This window comes from Constantimarinum furrinae (assembly GCF_014295415.1).
Classification (GTDB): domain Bacteria; phylum Bacteroidota; class Bacteroidia; order Flavobacteriales; family Flavobacteriaceae; genus Constantimarinum; species Constantimarinum furrinae.
Genome location: NZ_CP052909.1, coordinates 1,802,049 through 1,820,544 on the forward strand (window position 1 = coordinate 1,802,049; position 18,496 = coordinate 1,820,544).

At 41.4% G+C, this 18,496-nt stretch carries 21 protein-coding genes and 1 other RNA gene; 8 read left to right on the forward strand and 14 right to left on the reverse strand.

The window, feature by feature from the left end; all coding sequences use genetic code 11:
* Positions 1-25 precede the first annotated feature (25 nt).
* The 9 genes from ALE3EI_RS08220 to ALE3EI_RS08260 form a co-directional block, all read right to left on the reverse strand.
* Positions 26-151, reverse strand: a complete 126-nt coding sequence (locus tag ALE3EI_RS08220) for a 30S ribosomal protein THX (RefSeq protein WP_186987802.1) — start codon at positions 149-151, stop codon at positions 26-28.
* On the reverse strand, positions 151-291 hold the full coding sequence (locus ALE3EI_RS08225) for a hypothetical protein (RefSeq protein WP_186987803.1): 141 nt from the start codon (positions 289-291) through the stop codon (positions 151-153). The genes ALE3EI_RS08220 and ALE3EI_RS08225 overlap by 1 nt, the downstream gene beginning before the upstream one ends.
* A gap of 81 nt (positions 292-372) precedes the next feature.
* The gene (trpA, locus tag ALE3EI_RS08230) at positions 373-1,140 is read right to left on the reverse strand and encodes a tryptophan synthase subunit alpha (protein ID WP_186987804.1); all 768 of its coding nucleotides are present in this window, start codon (positions 1,138-1,140) and stop codon (positions 373-375) included.
* A gap of 219 nt (positions 1,141-1,359) precedes the next feature.
* Positions 1,360-2,541: a tryptophan synthase subunit beta gene (gene trpB / locus ALE3EI_RS08235; protein WP_186987805.1), complete on the reverse strand. Its 1,182-nt coding sequence runs from the start codon at positions 2,539-2,541 to the stop codon at positions 1,360-1,362.
* 14 nt (positions 2,542-2,555) lie between these two features.
* A complete protein-coding gene (locus ALE3EI_RS08240) occupies positions 2,556-3,203 on the reverse strand; it encodes a phosphoribosylanthranilate isomerase (RefSeq protein WP_233279940.1) in 648 nt (215 codons plus the stop codon).
* On the reverse strand, positions 3,200-3,982 hold the full coding sequence (gene trpC / locus ALE3EI_RS08245) for an indole-3-glycerol phosphate synthase TrpC (protein WP_186992331.1): 783 nt from the start codon (positions 3,980-3,982) through the stop codon (positions 3,200-3,202). Before trpC ends, ALE3EI_RS08240 begins: the two co-directional genes overlap by 4 nt.
* Positions 3,983-3,984: 2 nt before the next feature.
* Positions 3,985-4,977, reverse strand: a complete 993-nt coding sequence (trpD, locus tag ALE3EI_RS08250; protein ID WP_186987806.1) for an anthranilate phosphoribosyltransferase — start codon at positions 4,975-4,977, stop codon at positions 3,985-3,987.
* 15 nt (positions 4,978-4,992) lie between these two features.
* Complete coding sequence (locus ALE3EI_RS08255; protein WP_186987807.1) at positions 4,993-5,610, reverse strand: anthranilate synthase component II; 618 nt, start codon at positions 5,608-5,610, stop codon at positions 4,993-4,995.
* An 18-nt stretch (positions 5,611-5,628) separates the two neighbouring features.
* On the reverse strand, positions 5,629-7,026 hold the full coding sequence (locus ALE3EI_RS08260; protein WP_186987808.1) for an anthranilate synthase component I family protein: 1,398 nt from the start codon (positions 7,024-7,026) through the stop codon (positions 5,629-5,631).
* Between the two features lie 246 nt (positions 7,027-7,272).
* Here ALE3EI_RS08260 and ALE3EI_RS08265 point away from each other — a divergent pair, with 246 nt between their 5' ends.
* Positions 7,273-8,625: a DUF1800 domain-containing protein gene (locus ALE3EI_RS08265; protein ID WP_186987809.1), complete on the forward strand. Its 1,353-nt coding sequence runs from the start codon at positions 7,273-7,275 to the stop codon at positions 8,623-8,625.
* Positions 8,626-8,629: 4 nt separating this feature from the next.
* Positions 8,630-9,820 (forward strand): DUF1501 domain-containing protein, encoded by a 1,191-nt coding sequence (locus tag ALE3EI_RS08270; protein WP_186987810.1) that lies wholly within the window; start codon positions 8,630-8,632, stop codon positions 9,818-9,820.
* A gap of 44 nt (positions 9,821-9,864) precedes the next feature.
* Here the strand turns inward: ALE3EI_RS08270 and ALE3EI_RS08275 are convergent, their stop codons facing one another.
* Together ALE3EI_RS08275 and ALE3EI_RS08280 are read right to left on the reverse strand one after the other, a co-directional pair.
* The gene (locus ALE3EI_RS08275) at positions 9,865-10,431 is read right to left on the reverse strand and encodes a YceI family protein (RefSeq protein WP_186987811.1); all 567 of its coding nucleotides are present in this window, start codon (positions 10,429-10,431) and stop codon (positions 9,865-9,867) included.
* A gap of 30 nt (positions 10,432-10,461) precedes the next feature.
* Positions 10,462-10,917, reverse strand: a complete 456-nt coding sequence (locus ALE3EI_RS08280) for a MarR family winged helix-turn-helix transcriptional regulator (protein ID WP_186987812.1) — start codon at positions 10,915-10,917, stop codon at positions 10,462-10,464.
* Positions 10,918-11,079: 162 nt separating this feature from the next.
* Here ALE3EI_RS08280 and ALE3EI_RS08285 point away from each other — a divergent pair, with 162 nt between their 5' ends.
* The 5 genes from ALE3EI_RS08285 (at position 11,080) to ALE3EI_RS08305 (ending at position 13,680) form a co-directional block, all read left to right on the forward strand.
* Positions 11,080-11,625 (forward strand): TlpA disulfide reductase family protein, encoded by a 546-nt coding sequence (locus ALE3EI_RS08285; RefSeq protein WP_186987813.1) that lies wholly within the window; start codon positions 11,080-11,082, stop codon positions 11,623-11,625.
* A gap of 4 nt (positions 11,626-11,629) precedes the next feature.
* Positions 11,630-12,265 (forward strand): thioredoxin family protein, encoded by a 636-nt coding sequence (locus tag ALE3EI_RS08290; RefSeq protein WP_186987814.1) that lies wholly within the window; start codon positions 11,630-11,632, stop codon positions 12,263-12,265.
* A 103-nt stretch (positions 12,266-12,368) separates the two neighbouring features.
* On the forward strand, positions 12,369-12,680 hold the full coding sequence (locus tag ALE3EI_RS08295; RefSeq protein WP_186987815.1) for a rhodanese-like domain-containing protein: 312 nt from the start codon (positions 12,369-12,371) through the stop codon (positions 12,678-12,680).
* The gene (locus ALE3EI_RS08300; protein ID WP_233279941.1) at positions 12,677-13,141 is read left to right on the forward strand and encodes a rhodanese-like domain-containing protein; all 465 of its coding nucleotides are present in this window, start codon (positions 12,677-12,679) and stop codon (positions 13,139-13,141) included. The genes ALE3EI_RS08295 and ALE3EI_RS08300 overlap by 4 nt, the downstream gene beginning before the upstream one ends.
* Before the next feature lie 167 nt (positions 13,142-13,308).
* Positions 13,309-13,680, forward strand: a complete 372-nt coding sequence (locus tag ALE3EI_RS08305; RefSeq protein ID WP_186987816.1) for a hypothetical protein — start codon at positions 13,309-13,311, stop codon at positions 13,678-13,680.
* 246 nt (positions 13,681-13,926) lie between these two features.
* Here the strand turns inward: ALE3EI_RS08305 and ALE3EI_RS08310 are convergent, their stop codons facing one another.
* Together ALE3EI_RS08310 and ssrA are read right to left on the reverse strand one after the other, a co-directional pair.
* Complete coding sequence (locus tag ALE3EI_RS08310; RefSeq protein WP_186992386.1) at positions 13,927-14,070, reverse strand: hypothetical protein; 144 nt, start codon at positions 14,068-14,070, stop codon at positions 13,927-13,929.
* Between the two features lie 562 nt (positions 14,071-14,632).
* Positions 14,633-15,032, reverse strand: a transfer-messenger RNA (tmRNA) gene (gene ssrA / locus ALE3EI_RS08315).
* Positions 15,033-15,297: 265 nt separating this feature from the next.
* On the opposite strand from ssrA, the gene ALE3EI_RS08320 reads away from it, so the two are divergent.
* Complete coding sequence (locus tag ALE3EI_RS08320) at positions 15,298-16,509, forward strand: NAD(P)-dependent oxidoreductase (RefSeq protein WP_186992333.1); 1,212 nt, start codon at positions 15,298-15,300, stop codon at positions 16,507-16,509.
* Here ALE3EI_RS08320 and ALE3EI_RS08325 read toward each other — a convergent pair.
* The gene (locus tag ALE3EI_RS08325; RefSeq protein ID WP_186987817.1) at positions 16,506-18,476 is read right to left on the reverse strand and encodes a hypothetical protein; all 1,971 of its coding nucleotides are present in this window, start codon (positions 18,474-18,476) and stop codon (positions 16,506-16,508) included. The two genes, ALE3EI_RS08320 and ALE3EI_RS08325, sit on opposite strands and share 4 nt — an antisense overlap.
* Positions 18,477-18,496: the final 20 nt, after the last annotated feature.

The following is an 18,496-nucleotide window of genomic DNA, read 5'->3' on the forward strand; positions in this document are numbered from 1 at the left end:
CTTGCTTTTAAACTATCTATAGAACCTATTTTTTTGCCGTTCCTTTCGTGGTTTTAGGCTGTAAACTAAATTTACGTCTGCGAGGTCTTAATTTACCGTAGGTACCTAAAATTATCTTACCTCTTCTTGTTTTCTTATCTCCCTTTCCCATTACTTTTTATTTTGTTGTTCTTTGATCGTTTTGGAATCAATATCAAAATCGTTGGTATTCTGGTTTGTATTAGCCGTCGGATTGGTGGGATGGGTCTGTTCAGTCTTTCGTTTAAACTTTCTTTTATCTTCAGTTGCCATAATCTATTGTATTTTAAGGTTATAGCTTCTAACTTATACAATAGATTCGATAATTTGTATTAAAGCTATACTAAAATAAGGTTAAACCTTTCTTAGCGCTGTAATAAACTCCGTAACACCCCTTAGGCCTTTTGTCGCCAGCATTTTTATAAAAGCACTGCCAATAATCGCTCCATGGGTGTGTTTCGTGGCCTCATTAAATGAGGCTTTATCTTTTATACCAAATCCTACGATCACGGGCTTCGACAGCTTCATCGCCGAGATGCGCTTAAAATAAACTTGCTGCGCTTCACTTATGTCCCGAGTTGTGCCAGTGGTACCGGCACTGCTTACAAGATAAATAAATGTATTTGATATACTGTCGATCTCTTTAATACGGGCTAGCGGTGTTTGGGGAGTAACAAGAAAAATGTTTGATAGCATATATTTTTCAAAGATGGGCCTATAGTGTAGCGTGTATTCCTCCAGAGGAAGGTCGGGTAATATGAGTCCGTCGATGCCAATCTCATTACATTTCTTACAGAATTCCTCAACGCCGTACTGAAGCACAGGATTAAAATAGCCCATAAGAATCAGAGGGATGGAAACGGTCTTTCTAATGTCTTTCAGTTGATCGAATAATACCGTGGTGGTCATCCCATTTTGTAATGCTGCAGCAGAGCTTTGCTGAATTGTTGGACCATCGGCTATGGGATCACTAAAGGGCAGCCCTATTTCAACCATGTCCACACCATTTTGCTGAAGCGACTCGAGTATAGGCACAGTGTCCTGAAGTTGCGGAAATCCTGCCGTGTAATATATGGACAGGAGTTTATTATTTTCTGAAAGTTTGTTTTTAATTCTGTTCATGTTCTTAGGATTGTGTTAGGGACCCACCTTCGCTGCTTCGGCAGCTATGGTGGGCTTTTTAAGGCGGCATCCTCTACTTTGCTCTAAAGTCGCAAAGTAGAGATATAGCCGAAAACCTGCCTTTGCCGGTAGGCAGGCCCGACCGAGTTCCCTGCAAGGTTTTGAATAACCTTGAAGGTTTAACGAGGGAACACTCAAATGCTACGCATAATTCATTCCTTATAGATTAAAATAGTCGATATAGGTACTGAGGTCTTTATCGCCGCGTCCGCTTAAGTTCACCACAATAATATCATTAGGTTTAAATGCTTTGTCTTCAAAAATAGCCAGGGCATGACTACTTTCTATGGCGGGTATAATGCCTTCTAATTTGCAAAGTTCAAGTCCGGCCTGCATGGCTGCGTCATCGGTGACTGAAACAAACTGCGCCCTGCCACTTTTACACAGATGTGCATGCATAGGGCCGACACCCGGATAATCAAGTCCCGCCGAAATTGAATACGGTTCGGTGATCTGTCCGTCATGGGTCTGCATCAATAAGGTCTTACTGCCGTGAATAATACCCACTTTTCCCAATACCGAAGTTGCAGCGCTTTCACCACTGTTAACCCCCTTTCCTGCTGCTTCAACTGCGATTAGTCCTACGCTAATGTCATTGAGGTAATGGTAGAAAGCCCCGGCAGCATTACTGCCTCCTCCTACGCAGGCAATAACATAATCGGGTCGATTTGTTCCTTCCAGAACTGTGAGCTGTGATTTGATCTCCTCCGAAATAACGCTTTGAAACCGTGCGACCATATCGGGATAGGGATGCGGACCCACCACACTACCTATAATATAATGTGTGTCCAACGGATTGTTGATCCAGTCTCTAATAGCCTCGTTAGTGGCGTCCTTTAATGTTTTGCTGCCACTCGTCGCCGGAATCACAGTTGCGCCCAGCATTTTCATACGCGCGACATTGGGTGCCTGACGTTTAATATCGATCTCTCCCATGTATACCACACATTCCAATCCCATTAAGGCACAAACTGTAGCGGTTGCCACACCGTGTTGCCCGGCACCGGTTTCGGCGATGATACGTGTCTTTTTTAGGTGTTTTGCCATAAGGATCTGCCCAATGGTATTATTTATTTTATGGGCGCCGGTATGACATAGATCCTCGCGTTTTAAATATATTCTAGTGTGGTATTTTTCTGAAAGACGTTTGGCAAAATATAAGGGAGTTGGTCGGCCCACATAGTTTCTTAGTAATTCGTCGAATTCTTGTTTAAAGCTATCCAGTTGCATGATGCTAAGGTAGTTTTGCCGAAGCTCCTCAACATTGGGATATAGCATTTCTGGGATAAAAGCACCCCCAAACGCTCCGTAATATCCTTTCTTATCTGTGTTGTAGTTCATTGCCTAAATTTAGGTTAGACCGGGTTTTTTATGGATTCGATAAAACTTTTAAGCCCATCCACGTTTTTAAGTCCGGGTCCGAGCTCAAATTTGCTGTTTACGTCCACGGCGTAGACAGGAAGATCTGAATTGAGTATGTCTTTAAGCATGGTCAACTGATCAATGCCAATACCCCCGCTCAATATGAATTGTTTTTTAGAGGTATACTTTTCCAATAGTTTCCAGTTAAAGGTATAACCGTTTCCCCCCTTGTGTTCTCCTTTGGTATCCAGAAGAAATTTATCTGCCACCGCTTCGTAGCATTCCAGTTCTTCGAAATTAAATTGATCGTCGATACTGAATACCTTCCAGATCTCTACAGATTGCTTCCTATCAGACAGCGATGCATTTCTTAATTCTTCACAGAACTGAGGAGATTCATTACCGTGCAATTGAATGATATCCAGCTGAAATAGCTCAATTTTTTCGAGGATCTCTTCTATGGAAGGATTTACGAAAACGCCTACTTTCTTGATATTTTCATCGGGAGCGGGAGGGACAGTATCGAAATTTCGGGGAGAATCCTTATAAAATATAAAACCCATATAATCGGGTTGCAGTAAGGCAACATCATTTGCATTTTCTTTATTACCGCAAACTTTGATCTTTATTTTTCTTTTCAAAACAACTGATTTATAAATTCTTTGGCAGTATTGCCGGGGTCTTGGGCTTTCATAAACTGTTCTCCTATAAGAAAGCCACGAAAACCGTAATCTCTAAGCTCTTTTATGGTAGCAACAGAGTTGATCCCGCTTTCAGATATTTTTATAAACTCCTCCGGTATATATTCTGAAAGCGTTTTGCTCGTATTTGTTGAAACTTCAAAGGTTTTAAGATTCCGGTTGTTTATTCCCAACATGTCTACGGAAGGCAGCAGGGCGCGGTTCAGCTCTTCTTTACAATGCACTTCTAGAAGCACTTCGAGTTTCAGGCTTTGTGCGAGTTCTGAAAATTCTTTCAATGCTGAATCGGACAGAACCGCGGCGATGAGGAGAATAGCGTCTGCACCATAGGCCTTGCTTTCAATGATCTGGTATGGATCCACTATAAATTCTTTCCGAAGTATGGGAAAAGAAGTTACCGAGCGCGCCAGAAGCAGGTCGTCCAGTGAACCCCCAAAAAAGTTTGTGTCTGTAAGTACCGACATGCCCGCGGCTCCAGCACTTTGGTAGCCCTCAGCTATATCCTGAACTAGGAGACTGTCATTGATGATTTTTTTACTGGGAGACCGTCTTTTGTGTTCTGCGATTATGCCTACCGGAACTTTTTCTAAGGCATTCCTCAGAGAGCGAGTAGGTGCCGTAAAAAGAACGGACGATTCAAGCAAGGAAACAGGAAATGCATATTTTTTCTGTTCCACTTCTTGGTGCTTGTACTTTACTATTTTTTCTAAAATGCTCATCATTATTGACTCAGGCCTCTTAGTTTATTGAATTTTTTTAAAGCATTACCGTTGAGGAGTGCCTCTTTAGCTAAATTAAAAGCTTCGTTTAATGCTGTTTTATTAACAACGGAAATTGCCATGGCGGCATTGGCGCAAACCACATCATTCTGTGCTTTTGTACCGTTTCCATTTAGGATTTGCATAAATATTTCGGCCGATTCTGCTACTGTTTTTCCGCCGTATATTTCTGAAGGATCAATAGTATTTAGATCCAGATGGGAAGGGTCTAAAATGATTTCAGAAGCATTCCGGATCACTTTTACGGGACTCGTGAGCGATATCTCGTCATAACCATCCATGGCGTGCAATACGGCATAATTCCTTTGACTTTTCTGGTACAGGTAGCCGTACATTCTTGCAAGCTCCAGATCGAAGACGCCTACCAACTGATTTTTGGGAAATGCCGGATTCACCATAGGACCCAGCATATTGAAAAAGGTTTTAACACCAAGCGCACGTCTAATGGGTGCCACATTTTTCATAGCAGGGTGGAATAAGGGAGCGTGTAACACGCATATACCGGCTTCGTCCAGACATTTTTTGAGGAAACCGGGATCATTACTGAATTTTATTCCGAGCTGCTCCATGACATTACTGCTTCCGCTTACTGAAGATACACCGTAATTCCCGTGCTTGGTGACTAACACCCCGGCTCCGGCAGTTACAAAGGATGCTAAGGTTGAAATATTAAAGGTGTTTTTTCCATCACCCCCAGTTCCGCAGAGATCGATAGTATTATAATCTGAAACATCGATTTTGAGACAAAGGTCCAACAGAGCATCACGGAATCCTTCCAGTTCATCCAACGTGATACTACGCATCATAAACACAGTTAGAAAGGCAGTGATCTCATTGGTATTATACCTGTCTTCAGAAATATTGACCAATACCTGTCTGGCCTCTTCTTTCGAAAGCTGCTCGTGGTTGATCAATCTGTTTAAAATATTTTTCATCAATGCTTCTGAAGATTAACTCTCCACCCAGTTTTTAATAATTTGTTTTCCTTTAGGGGTAAGGACACTTTCAGGATGAAATTGTACACCTTTAATATCGTAATCCCTGTGTCGTAACGACATGATCTGTTGATTTTCATCTACCGAAGTGATCTCCAGTACCGATGGAAAATCTTCCCGGGATACAACCCAGGAATGATATCTGCCAATTTCCAGAGTATCCTCCAGACCTTTAAAAAGGGGCTCGTCCCTTACAACAATGGTAGCCTTGGTAGAAACCCCGTGAAATACTTCGTTGAGATTGGTAATACTTCCGCCAAAGACTTCACCAATGGCTTGTTGTCCTAAACAAACACCAAGAATAGGTTTGGAAGCTGCATAGGATTTTATTACCGTTTTTAGTAAACCCGCTTCATCAGGAATACCAGGACCGGGAGACAGTAGAATTTTGTCGAATTCGTTTAGAGCCTCCAGTTGAAAGCGGTCGTTACGCAGCACGGTCACTTCGCAATTGAGTTCCTCCAGATAATGCACCAGATTGTACACAAAACTATCGTAGTTGTCGATCACAACAATCCTGATCCTTTCTTTTGATGAAGGCTTTTCTTCTTTTTCCTGTTTTGTTTGAGACATGATATAACTACTTAAATTTTATATGGATTCGGCCAGTTCCAGCGCTTTTGTTAAGGCCCCCAGTTTATTATACACCTCCTGCAGTTCATTTTCGGCTGAACTTCCGGCAACTACACCTGCTCCCGCCTGATAATGCAGCCAATGATCCTTGCTTACAAAGGAACGGATAATGATGGCATGGTTGAAATTGCCTTTAAAATCCATAAATCCGATGGCTCCCCCGTAAAATTCACGACTGCAGTTTTCATAGGATTCCAGCAGTTGCATTGCCTTATGTTTTGGTGCACCACTAAGAGTTCCGGCCGGAAAAGTGTCGGCGACGATCTGCATGGTTGCCGTGTTTTTATGTTTGTTAGCCGAAACCTTGCTCACCAAATGAATTACATGGGAAAAAAACTGAACTTCCTTGTATGTTTCAACAGTAACGTTTGTTCCGTGGCGGCTGAGGTCGTTACGGGCCAGATCGACCAGCATGACATGTTCACTGTTTTCTTTTTTATCGGCTGCCAGTTTCCGCGCCAACACGGCATCCTGTTCGTCATTTCCGGTGCGTTTAAAGGTTCCGGCAATGGGATGGATCTCTGCTTTTTCTCCTTTTACTACCAACTGAGCCTCGGGCGAACTCCCAAAGATTTTAAAATCCCCGTAGTCGAAATAAAACAAATACGGTGACGGATTCACACTGCGAAGTGTTCGGTATACGTTGAATTCATCGCCCGTAAATTCCTGTGAAAAGCGTTTGCTGGCCACGATCTGAAATACATCGCCACGAGCACAGTGTTGTTTGCACTTGTTGACCAGATCCTTAAAGCCGGAGTCACTCAGGTTGGTTTGTACCGCTCCTTTTCGGTTAAAGGGATATTCGGCAAAGGTCTTGGCTTTCAGTAATTGTTCTAATTGCTGAATGTTATTTTCAGAATTATAGCAATGTGCAAAGATCCAGGCTTCGTTGTTGAAATGATTGATCGCAATGATGTTTTGATAAACTGCATAATAAACATCCGGGATGTTGAGTAGTTTTTCTTTTTTCTTCAGCGAAACCGACTCGAAGTAGCGAACAGCATCGTAGGCCATATAGCCGAAGAGTCCGTTGTTAATAAATTTGAAGGAGTTGCTTTCCGAAGTAAAGGATTCGGCAAAATCACTGATAACCCGTGGTACATTGATGTTGCTGTCAATTAAAGAACTAAGGGATTCTCCATCCGGAAAGGTTTGAGTGATGGATTCATTTTCGATTGTAATAGAAGCGATAGGATTGCAACAGATATAACTGAAGCTGTTATCATTGGCGTGATAATCACTGCTTTCAAGCAGCACACTGTTTGGAAATCTGTCGCGCAGCCGTAAATACACCGAAACCGGGGTAAGCGTATCTGCCAGGAGCTTTTTGGAATATGTGGTTAACTTATATTGCATGTAAACAATTCTAGAATTCAGTGTATAAAAAAAGGCTTGTCGTGATTAGACAAGCCTTTGTATATGAAACATACCACAGTGCATTCTCTCACGACGATCGACGTAAGTTTTTCCACCACCAAGTATGTAATTTATTATTGTTCATAGTTGAAAGACCAAAGATATAAATTGGATTTTAATCACCAAACAATTTATGAGATAATGCTTTCATAAAACTTTTGGCATAGTTTTTAGTTATATATAGGTATGGAATTTATTCATATTCAACATTTATATCGCAGAGCAGGTTTTGGGATAAGTCCGCAGGACGCCAAAGGCAAGGTTCGGTTTACCCGGGAACAGGTCGTTGATGAATTGTTTTCAAATTCTGAAAGGATCACACCGCTGCAAGGCGATATGTCTGCTTATGATGAATTCTTTGAGGAAAATCCTGATGCCACCTTTAGGGATTTGAAAAAGCTACTCACAAAAACAAGTGATCTTAAATTCGACCTCAACAAAGCATGGTTGGAACGAATCTGTGATCCAACCGAAACCCTTAATGAACGTATGACGCTCTTTTGGGCTAATGTATTTGTCTGTAAGGATTATATAGCACCTCGCATCTTGCAGTTCAATAATACACTTCGAGCTCATGCCCTAGGAAATTTCAGGGAGTTTGTGAAGGTGATCTCCAAGGAGCCTGCCATGATGAGCTATTTAAGTACGAACCTCAATAAAAAGAGTCGTCCCAATGAGAATTTTGCCAGAGAACTCATGGAGTTGTTTACGCTGGGGGTGGATAATTATACCGAAGATGATATTAAAGAAGCTGCCCGTGCCTTTACCGGTTACGGTTATACCTTGGACGGCAGATTTAAATTGAATCACAGTCAACATGATACGGGAGCAAAGTTCTTCCGTGGAAAAACAGGAACTTTTAACGGTGATGATATTATAGATATCATCTGTGCTGACAGGCAGTGTGCCCGATTTATTTGTGGAAAACTGTATGTCTACTTTGTAAATGAACATCTGAATGATGAGAGAATAAATGAGCTTGCCGATATTTTTTATCAAACGAATGAGATTAAACAGGTTCTCAAGCACCTTTTTACGAGCGACTGGTTTTATGAAAAGGAAAATATAGGGACCAAGATCAAATCACCTGTGGATCTACTGGCTTCGGTATACCGGGTAGTTCCCTTTAGATTTTCAGGGAACCGAGAACAGGTTTTTATTCAGCGCATCATGGGTCAGGAACTGATGAATCCACCAAACGTTGCCGGATGGGAAGGTGGCAGAGCATGGATCAACACCAATAGTTTGATGATCCGGTTAAAACTGGCATCGGTTTTATTAGGTGACGGTATGATCCCTACCGAAAGATCTTGGGATCACAAGGACAGAAAAACGTTTGGACAACATTTAAAAGTAAGTCCTAACTGGAATAAATTTGAGGAAGATTTTAAATTGATTTCGTCCCAAGAACTTCCTGAAATTATACTGGCCACCGCGCCCAACCGTGGTACAGAGCAACTTATTAACGAAAGAGGGAATATATCGAAGGAGGACCTTTGTCTTCAGCTGATGTCTCTGCCCGAATTTCAATTAACCTGAGGCTATGAAACGTAGAGATTTCTTAAAAAATTCGGCTCTGGCAAGCAGCTTCCTGTTTGTACCTGGTTTCGTAAAGGCCATGGATGCCCAGGTTTTTCTTTCAAAAGGAATTAAAAGGCTGGTGATCATACAATTGGCAGGAGGGAACGACGGACTCAACGCTTTGGTACCTTTTAGAAATGATATTTACTACAGGGAGCGACCTACCATAGCTGTAAAGCGCCGGGATCTGCTTCCAATCAATGATGAACTTGGGTTTCATAAAAATCTGAAATCACTCAAATCGTTATACGATACGGGTGAGTTGACCATTATCAATAACGTAGGCTATCCAAACCCTAATCGTTCACATTTCAGGTCGAGCGATATCTGGCAGACGGCCAGTGGCGCAAATGAGGTGATAAAGCATGGATGGGTTGGACGCTTTATGGATAATTATGGTACAAAACCATACAATGCTATAGAATTGGGGAATTCACTTTCTGTACTTATGAAAGGAGAAACCCGGTCCGGAGTGGTTACACGCGATGCCGGATTTTTAAATAAGGTAGCATCCGACCCTTACTTCAAACGTGTTTTGTCTAACTATGACCAACAGCATCTTAGTGAACATAATATGGGTTATTTATATCAGACTATGATCGATGCAAAGCAATCTGCTTCCTATATCTATGAAAAATCCAGCGTGTATTCTTCAAAAATGAATTATGGTACATCGTCCTTCGGTAAGCAATTAAAAACATTGTCGGAGTTTATCAATTCCGGTCTGGATACCAAAGTGTATTATGCCTCACTGGGTGGCTTCGACACACATGTGAAACAAGTTGGGGCCCAGGATTCCTTACTAAAGACCTATAGTGATGCTGTGGGGACATTGGTAGCCGATCTAAAAGCGAACAATACTTTTGAGGATACGTTGATCCTTACTTTTTCTGAATTTGGAAGAAGAGTGTCTCAAAATGCTGCCGATGGAACAGACCATGGTGCGGCCAACAATGTTTTTGTGATAGGAGGGAAGCTGAAAAGACCGGGACTCTATAATGCGGCACCGGATCTGTCGAAATTGGACGACAACGGAGATCTCATCTATGAAATTGACTTTAGAAGTATATATTCGAACATTCTTGAAAACTGGTTAGATGCCGATGCCGGAAAAATATTAACACAGCCTGTTTCCGCAATTTCTATTGTATAAAAAAAGGTCTGCTACTGCAGACCTTTATTCATGCTTAAGGGAGTTTAGAATTTCATCATTACATCCAGTTCAAAATTGTCTGAAATGGCGTTATCTGCAAGTTTATCGGAGATACTTCCCGAACCAAACTGAACATTGTATTGCATGCGATCTATTACCACACTTGCTCTGGCACCTGTCTGGCCCATTTCCAGAACAAAATTCAACGGATTTGTGATTCCTTTTATGGTCATGTTTGCAGAGACTTCATAGGTGGTTCCCACTTTTGTCGCTTTTTTGATAATTAAAGTTGAAGTTGGGTGGTTTTCAACACCAAAGAAATCATCGCTCTTAAGATGCCCTTCTAATTTTGCCTTATTTTTATCCTTAAGGTCTGTTACCGTGATGGAGGTCATATCTACGACAAATTTTCCGCCAACCAATTGGTCACCGTCCATTTCCAGATATCCTTCAGTTAAAGTAACCGTTCCGGTATGAGAGCCAAGGATCTTTTTACCTTTCCAGTTTATGGTACTTTCGGTAACTACTTTCTTTTCCTTGTCGGCAATTGTAAATGCCGTAGATCCCATGACTACAGACATGATTAAAATAGAATTGATTATTGTTTTCATGATTTTAGTATTTAATTGTTTATGTAAAATTTATGTGGTTCGTATAGAGTCGAGAATGCTATTAAAAGCTTCCATTTGTTCTTCTGAAAGGTTTGAAACCAAATTCTCGTTATTCTTTTCAATAAGCGGGTCAAGTTCTTTTAACAGCTCCAGACCGGTCTCTGTGATCACAATTTCTACCTTGCGTCGATTAGTTTTGCAAATGGAGCGTTTCGCCCAATCCTTTTGGATAAGTTTATCAACCAGGCGCGTAGTGTTACTGCTTTTATCGATCATCCGCTCCTGAATGGTGCACAAATTCGCCGGATTTCCGTTTTGCCCGCGCAGGATACGCAACACATTGTATTGCTGAGATGTAAGGTCATAAGGTTTGAGTACAGACGAAACGGCATCCTCTACAAACCGAGAAGTATACATGATATTGATCACTGTTTTTGTCGTGATCCCCATTTGGTGAATAGATTTTATGGCGGTTTCTATATTCATATATGTAAGTACAATATTTGTATGTACAAATGTAATATGATTTTTAAGTCTGACACTAATTTTAACAAAAAATTAATTCAGCTTGTCTGGTAATTATTTTTTTAACTCTAAATGAATTGTTAAAAGTTTTATGCTTATTATTGGTTTAAATATTTTTAGGCTATGAAGTTTACTTATTTGTTGTTGTTATTTATGGTGTTTCAGGCTTGTGTGGAAGGCAAAGAAACTCCTTCCGAAGAAGCTGAAGTTTCAGAAGAAATAGATAAAGCCGAGTCCTATACCAATACAGACGGAAAAATTGCTGTATATAATTTTGAAGGTTTGGAACCCGAATTCAGCAAGAGTAACGACACCACCTACATTGTTAATTTTTGGGCTACCTGGTGCAAACCATGTATCAAGGAATTACCATACTTTGAAGAGATCAATTCCAAATATTCAGAAGATAAAGTAAAAGTGATGTTAGTGAGTCTGGATGATCCTAAAAAACTGGATTCTCAACTGCTCCCTTTCGTGGAGAAGCATCAATTAAATTCAACCGTGGTTCTTCTCGATGACCCCGCAGCAAATACCTGGATTCCTATGGTGAGTCCCGAATGGAGTGGTTCTATCCCTGCAACTTTAATGATAAAGAACGGAGCACGTAAATTTTACGAACGCTCCTTTACCTATAATGAATTAGAAACTGAACTTAAAACAATCTTATAATCGTATGAAAACAAAAAGTATATTAACCGTTGCAGTCATTGCCATCCTGGGCGTGTTTGCGTTTAGTAGTTTTACAAGCACTGCGGAATCTGGCACTACAAAGGGCTATACCATTGGGGATAAGGCTGCAAATATCAACTTAAAGAATGTAGACGGAAAGATGGTCTCTTACGACGACTATCCCAATGCCGATGGCTTTATTGTCATTTTTACCTGTAATACCTGTCCTTATGCCGTGGCCAGCGAAGACCGTATCATAGCATTGGATAAGGAATTTAAAACAAAGGGTTATCCGGTAATTGCCATAAATCCTAATAATCCTGAAGTACAACCGGACGACTCGTACGAATTGATGCAGAAAAAGGCCAAGGAAAAAGGTTTTACCTTCCCGTACCTTTATGATGAGAGTCAGTCGGTATACGCCACCTACGGTGCTACCAAAACACCTCATGTATATCTTTTACAGAAAACAGCAGACGGAGATCGAATTGTTCGATATATAGGAGCAATTGACGATAATGTTAGGGATGGATCTGCCGTAAAGGATCGCTTTTTAGCAAACGCTGTAAATCAGTTGATCGCCGGTACCGAAGTAACCGTAAAGGAAACCAAGGCCATTGGTTGTTCAGTAAAGCAGTAAATGATCATTAAATGAATTTAAACCGGTTTTTTTACATCGTAGAAGAGCCGGTTTCTTTATGTATACACAAAAGTTTTTCTATTTTTACGCAAATTTTTAAAACATGAAGGATCTCACTCAAAATCAGTGGAACGAACAAATTAAGGCCGATAAAGACGCTGTAATTCTCGATGTACGCACCGATGAAGAAGTGGCCGAAGGATATATTCCGGGAGCAAAACAATTGGATATCTATAATGCCGGCGCCTTTATGGAAAAGGCTAACCTCATGGATAAGTCAAAGAATTATTACGTCTATTGTCGCTCCGGAAGCCGAAGTGCTCAGGCTTGTATGATCCTGGAATCCATCGGATTCGACACAACATATAATCTTTTAGGAGGTTTTAGTGAATGGGAAGGAGATAAAACGGTATGACCTTTACTTTTAGAATTCTAACAAGTGTTTTTTTAGGCTGTAGCGTATTGCTACTCGGTGCATGTATGGACAATGCTACCAAAGCTTCTGAGATGAATTCGGAAGTATCAACAAGCACCATATCTGAACAGGCTAATTCTATTGTGGTATTGACGGTAAGCGATTTTAATTCGGCAATTCAGCAGAATAATCAAAACGTCCAGCTTTTGGATGTACGCACACCAAGCGAATTTTCAGATGGTCATATTGAAGGTGCCGTTAACCTGGATGTGAATTCAAATTCCTTTGTTCGCGCGATTCAGACTTTAGATCCCGCGATGCCGGTCTATGTATATTGCCGAAGTGGAGGGCGAAGTGCTAGGGCAGCAAAAATAATGGAACAGGAAGGTTTTAAAACGATCTTCGATCTTGAGGGTGGAATCACCGCCTGGACCGCCCAAGATATGCCTACTAAAAAATAGCATCCCATTTAGACCGAATCAGGTTTTCGTGGGAAGTCCATTACAATCCTCTTAATTTATTTAACACATTGAAAAATATGTAGTTAAAGTTTTGCAAAACCACATTTTCTTAACATCCGAACTAGCGTTCTATGCGTAAATTAGAATAACCTAAAAAACGGATCGCTATGAAAAATCAGGATCAAATTGTTCAAGAAGAGTTGCGTAAGCTCATTAAAAAAAGTTGCGCTCAACCTACTACCGACAATTATAATTTTCAGAAGTCACTTTTAAAATTCTTTTTTAAAGCAGTCGACGTGACAATCGATTATGACAAATCGACGATATCATTATGGACATCTAGCTCATCCCGGCCACTTCACGATAAATTATACCAGTTAAAAGATGCGGTATCTGTTAAGATCTCGTACACGAATCTGGAAGAAACCTTAAAAGGTTGTTTGGAGAACGGTCCTGCCAAGTCCCGTTTTTACAAATCATTGCTATATCACTATAACAATGTAGAACAAGAAATTGCTAACAGCGCCATTAGCGCATAATCCCCCCATTATCATGTACCAATTATTTTTTTACGGAATAAAGGTGTTGCTAATCGCTATTGTTATTGCCTCGCTGGGTTCGCATATTTTATTAGAACCACTACCGGCAGCAACACTCACGAAGATATATTTAATAATTCCTGTTTTGATCGTTCTCAGCTTTATAAAGGTTGAAGAGCGACAAAAGGCCTGATGAGAAACCACCGAAAGGTGGTTTTTTTATTGTCATCTAAGCCGATATTTTCTTTACTCCTTTCTTTTCTTGCCAAATAAAAAGCCAAGAGGTAGCCACACAAACACGAACAGAAACTTTCCTGTAATTAGTCCGAATATTGTGATCGCAGCCGCCGCCACCATGAGCACAATTTCGTATTGTTTAAATTTTCTCACTTAGGTGAAATGTAACAATTTATTTGAAAATATAGTAGTTAAAAAAACCTTCCTTCACTTCTCATTGTGTTCGAAATTTCGAATGGCGAAGGTGGAGCCAGCTTGTCGCGCTGGCGTGAGACGACCGTAGGCCGAACGCTTTATCAGGGAGTACCTTCGGTGATCCCTACTGGTTCCAGTCCTGCAAATAGTAATCTCTTGCTTGCTTCGCAATCAAAACGTCTTCAAATAAAAATTGCCTCAAAAGCAAGCTTTCAGGCATTTTCTAATTTGAATCCATTGCAGAGATTACTGCTTGATCGTGGAGCCAGAGAGGGCCGAGCGTTTACAAAATGTCCTGCGGACATTTTTAGTGAGGGGCCAGCTTGTCGCGCTGGCGTGAGACGACCGCAGGCCGAACGCTTTATCAGGGAGTACCTTCGGTGATCCCTACTGGTTCCAGTCCTGCAAATAGTAATCTCTTGCTTGCTTCGCAATCAAAACGTCTTCAAATAAAAAATGCCTCAAAAGCAAGCTTTCAGGCATTTTCTAATTTGAATCCATTGCAGAGATTACTGCTTGATCGTGGAGCCGGAGGGAGTCGAACCCTCGTCCAAACGTGCAACCATAACGCTTTCTACATGCTTAGTTTTCATTTAGGTTTTCGAGGGCTTGCCGGTCGAAAACTACCAACGCACCCCTTATCGCCGCTTAAATGTCTCAGATACATCAACGCCCTGTACCCGATAGGTCTACTTTTACGAACTCACTAAACCGACTGCCGTAAACCAAGGCGTTCGAGTGAGTTCCTGCTTGCCCGCCTTGCGGGCCGAGGCATTATCCTACTATAATTCGGATTATGCAGCTAGGGCGTAGTTATTCTCGCCGTTTAAAAAGTGTGAAAAATGAGATTTACGAGCTGTTTCCCAGCGCTCGACATGCTTACATTACAATTAGACCCGCTGTCAAAACCAGTCGGCCCCAATATTCCCTGCATCAACAGGGATCTTATGAACTTAGATCATAAGTGTTTTTTCAAAGATCTTATTTTTTTTGGCGGGTGCTTCCTACACCTCCGCCTAGGCTCCGGCGTATCAAGCCGGGCTTTCGGTGCTACACGCTTGCTCGCCGAAGCGCTCGCAAACGGGGTAGTGTACCTCAATCCCTACCCGAAACCGGGTTCCAAAGATACTATAAAACACTATCTTTGCGCCCGTAAATAATGAACAAAAAGCATTCCAAATGGCTATCACCTTCGCAATCATTAAAGAACGTAAGAATCCACCCGACAGACGTGTCGTTTTTTCACCTCAAAAATGTCAGGAAGTCATAAAAACTTTTCCCGATGCGAAAATTATCGTCGAAGCTTCAGAGGTACGTATCTTCCCCGATGAAGCCTATCGAGCTGCCGGATTTGAAGTTTTGGATGATGTTTCAGAAGCAGATGTGATGCTCGGGGTTAAGGAAGTTCCTGTGGAAGCTCTTATTCCGAAGAAAAAATATTTCTTTTTCAGTCATACCATAAAAAAACAACCCTATAATCAAAAACTCCTTCGCGCAATCCTCGATAAGAAGATCGAGCTTTATGACCATGAGACCATTGTACGCAAAAGCGGAGCCCGCCTTATCGGATTTGGTCGATACGCAGGACTTGTGGGCGCTTATAATGCGTTTAGGGCACTGGGATTAAGAGATGACCTCTTCGAACTGCCAAAAGTGGAAACGCTACGCGACCTTAAAGCCGTAAAAGCAGAATTGAATAAGATCACCGTACCTAATAGCCTAAGGATCATCCTTTCCGGAACCGGAAAAGTGGCCAAAGGAGCCCGAGAGATCCTCGATCATTTAAAGATCAAAGAAGTTACCGATGCCCAATACCTTTCAGAGTCATTTAATGAAGCCGTATATTGCCTTATCGATGTTACCGAGTACAACAAACGCGTTGACGGAAAGCCTATGGACAAGTATAAGTTCTATAAGGATCCGTCCGGTTATGAAAGCGACTTTATGAAGTATGCCAAAGTGAGCGATATGTTTATTGCCGGACATTTTTACGGGAACGGAGCGCCGTATTTGTTTACTCGGGAGGATGCGCGTCACCCCGATTTCAATATTGATCTGGTGGCCGATATTTCCTGCGATGTGGACGGGCCGGTGGCAAGTACCCTGCGTGCTTCGACCATAGCCGATCCATTTTATGGCTACGACCCAAAATCTGAAACAGAAACCATCTTTAACGCCCCAGGCGCCATTACTGTAATGGCTGTGGATAATTTACCCTGTGAATTACCCAAAGATGCCAGCGAAGGATTTGGGGAAATGTTTCTGGAGCACGTGATCCCTGCATTTTTCAACGGAGATGAGCATGAAATACTGGAACGCGCACGAATGACCACTTTAGAAGGTACATTAACCAAGAGGTTTAGTTATTTACAATCGTATGCGGAAGGTATGATTTAAACCTTTTTAAGCACCAAGGGCTGGTTCTTAAGAACGGTAATAATTCGGTTAAAGAAGTCCTGCAGACTTTTATAAGCCTCTGCTCCGTAGCGTTCTTTTTCGAGCTTAAGGTCGAATTTGATATTGAGGATTCCGTTTTCCTCAACATAGGAGATAATAAATTCTCCTCCATCCTGAGGTAATTTTACCCGTTGGTTTTGCGGTAACTCCGGGATCGTATACTTTCCGTTAAGATCGATCTGATATAAATAGGTATTAGTTAGCGGATACCCAAAATCCACGGGATAAGATCTTTCGTTAAGTTTAAACGGATTTTCAGTAAATAACGGATTTACAAGGAAAGGATATAAAAACACCTCATCGGCAACCAGTTCTGATTCTAATTTTAGATTATAAGTTTCTTTTAAGGGTTCTTCTATTTCCTTGAGGGCTTCAGTTTTATAGTCGCTCAGCAATAATTCTACAGAGGACTTTTGCTTTTCAGAAACAATTTCGGTCACAGCCCGGTTTGCAAATTCGCGACGCTTACTTAAGCCTATATAGCCCGTACTTATCTCTTCAACAGACCCCTCGAATGAACCGTTATCACCTGCGGTAAATTGAGCATTTACATAATGTACATTCTTGTTAAACGGAACAATTGGAGTCCAACTGCTTTCCTCTTTCAGGTCCATGACGCGTCCCTGAATATTTAGTGCTCGAAAAGGTACTAAACCAAAGGGAGCGTATTTTTCTGAAGCATCCAGTAAATATTTAGTGCCGTCTATCTCCAGCAAAACAAACAGATAATTGAAATCTGTAAGCACAGGATATAAGAACCCCGGTAATCCATTATCCCGGGTGGACGATAAGACCATCTTTGCATCCAGATCGGCTGCTTCGAGTGCATTGATCAGAGAAAGATTGATTTCCTTTATGGAGCCCGACTTTTCTTCGAAAGCATCTTTTACTCGCGCATCCCCAAAGAGAGCATATTTTTCGTTCCAGGTGTAATAATCACGGATATAAGAATAAACGGCTTTGGCCCGATCGAGTTTATTGGGAATGGACAATATATTTTGCGGTAATTCCTTTTCAAAGAGCTTATCATATTTAAGCTGACCTCCAATATCCTTGTTGTTTCTAATTTCCTTATCAACATCCTTCCACTCGCGCGTAAACTCACTCTTGTTCCCTTTAAAATCGGTGTATTCCTTTAGCTCATAGTTTATATTTGAGCGATAGTTTTTTGGAGAAAGCATATAATCCTCTTCTTGAAATGCCGGAACATGATGCATAGCGTAGGTAGACACCTCGCAATCGGCGTTTTGAGCAAAGCCCGGGATGTGAAAGCAATCCCTCTTTAAAGAGACTTTATTAATATCTAGTTTTTCGGTTCCGACCAAGGCTCTGCGGTAAACAAAATTTCCGGGCAGCTCGGTTTCGTACTCACTATAGATCTTTGGTAATTTTCCCTGAAATTCCCAGCCGTTTATATTAAAGAAGAACGGAGTTTCACGTCGATAGGTGTATTCTAGCACACTGCCATTTTGAATATCGGAAAACGAAAAACTTTTTAAGGACCAGTTTTCGGTAATATCCTTATCAAATATTTCGGAACTTTTCACAAAGGTCTGAACCTTTCCATTGTGAGTTATGGCCTTTAAATGGCTGATGTTTTCCTTAGTGTTGCTGCCTCGGTAGTATGGAATTTCAATGATACCCTGATCGAATCTGGAAGCGTCCAAAACCTTGGTGATCACATGAACTTCGGTGACCAGTAACATGCGGTTGTTGATCAAAGAGGCATAGGTCTTTCCTTTTTCGAACACGACTACTGCCGCCGCCTCAGGGTCCTGCGGATATGATTCTATAGTGTTTACTTCATGGGAGAGTGTCCCGAAAGTTGCCGATTTTCGGCCTTGCGAGGAGGCCGACAGAGAAAATAAAACAATAAACAGAGTGAAAAGAAGGGTGCGAAAAGTCATCGTTTGAGAGGTGTTATTTA

Excerpts from the sequence above, each read along its gene's own strand:
- ALE3EI_RS08220 (WP_186987802.1), bottom strand. The coding sequence starts at position 151 with ATGGGAAAGGGAGATAAGAAAACAAGAAGAGGTAAGATAATTTTAGGT.
- ALE3EI_RS08225 (WP_186987803.1), bottom strand. The coding sequence starts at position 291 with ATGGCAACTGAAGATAAAAGAAAGTTTAAACGAAAGACTGAACAGACC.
- trpA (WP_186987804.1), bottom strand. The coding sequence starts at position 1,140 with ATGAACAGAATTAAAAACAAACTTTCAGAAAATAATAAACTCCTGTCC.
- trpB (WP_186987805.1), bottom strand. The coding sequence starts at position 2,541 with ATGAACTACAACACAGATAAGAAAGGATATTACGGAGCGTTTGGGGGT.
- trpC (WP_186992331.1), bottom strand. The coding sequence starts at position 3,982 with ATGAGCATTTTAGAAAAAATAGTAAAGTACAAGCACCAAGAAGTGGAA.
- trpD (WP_186987806.1), bottom strand. The coding sequence starts at position 4,977 with ATGAAAAATATTTTAAACAGATTGATCAACCACGAGCAGCTTTCGAAA.
- ALE3EI_RS08255 (WP_186987807.1), bottom strand. The coding sequence starts at position 5,610 with ATGTCTCAAACAAAACAGGAAAAAGAAGAAAAGCCTTCATCAAAAGAA.
- ALE3EI_RS08260 (WP_186987808.1), bottom strand. The coding sequence starts at position 7,026 with ATGCAATATAAGTTAACCACATATTCCAAAAAGCTCCTGGCAGATACG.
- ALE3EI_RS08265 (WP_186987809.1), top strand. The coding sequence starts at position 7,273 with ATGGAATTTATTCATATTCAACATTTATATCGCAGAGCAGGTTTTGGG.
- ALE3EI_RS08270 (WP_186987810.1), top strand. The coding sequence starts at position 8,630 with ATGAAACGTAGAGATTTCTTAAAAAATTCGGCTCTGGCAAGCAGCTTC.
- ALE3EI_RS08275 (WP_186987811.1), bottom strand. The coding sequence starts at position 10,431 with ATGAAAACAATAATCAATTCTATTTTAATCATGTCTGTAGTCATGGGA.
- ALE3EI_RS08280 (WP_186987812.1), bottom strand. The coding sequence starts at position 10,917 with ATGAATATAGAAACCGCCATAAAATCTATTCACCAAATGGGGATCACG.
- ALE3EI_RS08285 (WP_186987813.1), top strand. The coding sequence starts at position 11,080 with ATGAAGTTTACTTATTTGTTGTTGTTATTTATGGTGTTTCAGGCTTGT.
- ALE3EI_RS08290 (WP_186987814.1), top strand. The coding sequence starts at position 11,630 with ATGAAAACAAAAAGTATATTAACCGTTGCAGTCATTGCCATCCTGGGC.
- ALE3EI_RS08295 (WP_186987815.1), top strand. The coding sequence starts at position 12,369 with ATGAAGGATCTCACTCAAAATCAGTGGAACGAACAAATTAAGGCCGAT.
- ALE3EI_RS08300 (WP_233279941.1), top strand. The coding sequence starts at position 12,677 with ATGACCTTTACTTTTAGAATTCTAACAAGTGTTTTTTTAGGCTGTAGC.
- ALE3EI_RS08305 (WP_186987816.1), top strand. The coding sequence starts at position 13,309 with ATGAAAAATCAGGATCAAATTGTTCAAGAAGAGTTGCGTAAGCTCATT.
- ALE3EI_RS08325 (WP_186987817.1), bottom strand. The coding sequence starts at position 18,476 with ATGACTTTTCGCACCCTTCTTTTCACTCTGTTTATTGTTTTATTTTCT.